Genomic DNA, 1,850 nt, shown 5'->3' with positions numbered 1-1,850 from the left:
CAATTTTAGGGATTTTACAAGCAAGAGCATCCCGCGCATTGCTGAGAGACTTACTGCTTTAGCAGTTTATGCCGAAGCTGTTGCAGCTTTAGCTGCTTACAGATATGGTATGCGGAGCGCAGCGTAGAAGTCGAACAGTACAAGATAAGCATAGCGAATGTTGATCCTTAAAGTAGTCTAAATTGCCAAGTATCTGGGTCATGCAGCTCAATTCAGAGTGCGAAGGGCTTCCAATCGTTCAGTTGAAAAAACACAGTATTTTGCTTACAAATCAAGCACACATTCTATAGGATAATGAGAAAGCAGCCCCAAAAGGCAGATGAACAATCTGTTTTTCGGGGCTGTTTTTGTGTATATGGCGCTCAACAGTCTTTATTCCATTAAGTAAGGCTTTTTCAGACATGACCGAAAAGCACACTTTTAAAAGATCTTAATCTATAAAAAGAATCAATCAATTTACTTTTAATACAACACTAGTGATAGGGAAACAAAATAAATCAATAAATCTGAAAGCGCTAGAGAAAGTAATCAGTGTAAAATTTTTGGTGGTAAGTAGATAAGAGCTTTCAAATCCGAATGATCCTCATCTTTTTCAAATGAACGAAAAATGAGGAAAGCCGTTACAATACAATTATAGATTTTATTCTTAAATATAATCATAGAGGATAATTTTCCCTGTAAATGAGTTTAACAAAAACAATTAGAATACTAAAGAAGTCTGATAATAATAGCTATGGAGAAAATCAGTTGTTTTCAGATTTTTTTACTGTCTTCTTTAAGTAATAGGTGTTGATCAAAATATTTTGATCATGGTTACCAAAACCTTGTCCAAACAAGGTGAGACCTCCTTTGTTTTTCGCGTTTTCTTCAACTTCAAACCGTAATTTCAATAAAGAATGATCTTGTAAATGTAAATCGTCGATAGTAACTGGTGAGTATTTTTCTCCATCGATTCCGGTATCTAGCTTATTGATACGTATATGTTTTAATAAGCCGTATTGACTGAAACGGTCATTCCACCAACCTGGTGTATAGCGTCCACGAATATCTGAGAAATTACCAGGAACGGTATAGGTAGCTACTTTGATATCGTTGACAAAAATCGAAATATCACTAGGCCATATATTATTTGAAACTGGAAATTCTGAAGCAATCTCGAAACTGATTTCAAGCATTTCGGGTAATTCATCTTCACGAAGCAAGTTGGGAATCTTATATTCTACAAAACCTTCACTAAACCACAATAAAGCCGCATCTACACGATTCGTGTCTAAGAAATATTTTGGATCATCAGATTTTCCAACGACTTCTTTTTCTGTAGCTAATCCACAAGTCGGTTTGACTGAAAAGTCTGTAAAGTGTCCGATTTTCAAATCAGTCGAATGCAATTGAAATTCTGGATAGACTTTTTCAGGGAAGGAGATATGGATATCATCAACCTTAAGAAAAACCATTTTTCTATTATGATTTTTACCAACACCACGTTCAGAACCCAATAGTCCACAATCTTCCATCTGTTGCACATGACGAGTGGTGATAGCTTTACTGATTTGTAAATTATCGGCAATTTCTCCGACACTTTTCTTTTGATTACCAATAAAATGAATCATTTTTAGCCGTGTATCACTAGATAGAGCCTGAAAGACAAGCTTAGATTCAGTAGTTAAATCAAGTTGCATATTAAAACCTCACTTTCTAATTAACTCATTAGTTTACGAATTAAATGTTATTCATATTATATCTCAATGTTATTTAACTGTAAAGTTATATTTGGAATACAGCCAAAACAACATTGACATCGTTTACATGGAATGGTATTTTTACATTGAACTTGTTTTTAAAACAATTCA

1 protein-coding gene is annotated in these 1,850 nt (G+C 34.2%); it reads right to left on the bottom strand.

What is annotated here, in order from left to right; genetic code table 11:
* Positions 1-743: 743 nt before the first annotated feature.
* Positions 744-1,679 carry an ArsR family transcriptional regulator gene (locus tag RT405_RS03075; RefSeq protein ID WP_313467462.1) on the bottom strand — a complete coding sequence of 312 codons (936 nt, stop codon included), beginning with the start codon at positions 1,677-1,679 and terminating at the stop codon, positions 744-746.
* Positions 1,680-1,850: the final 171 nt, after the last annotated feature.

This window comes from Carnobacterium sp. (assembly GCF_032094055.1).
GTDB lineage: Bacteria > Bacillota > Bacilli > Lactobacillales > Carnobacteriaceae > Carnobacterium_A.
This window is presented reverse-complemented; position numbering and strand designations above follow the sequence as displayed.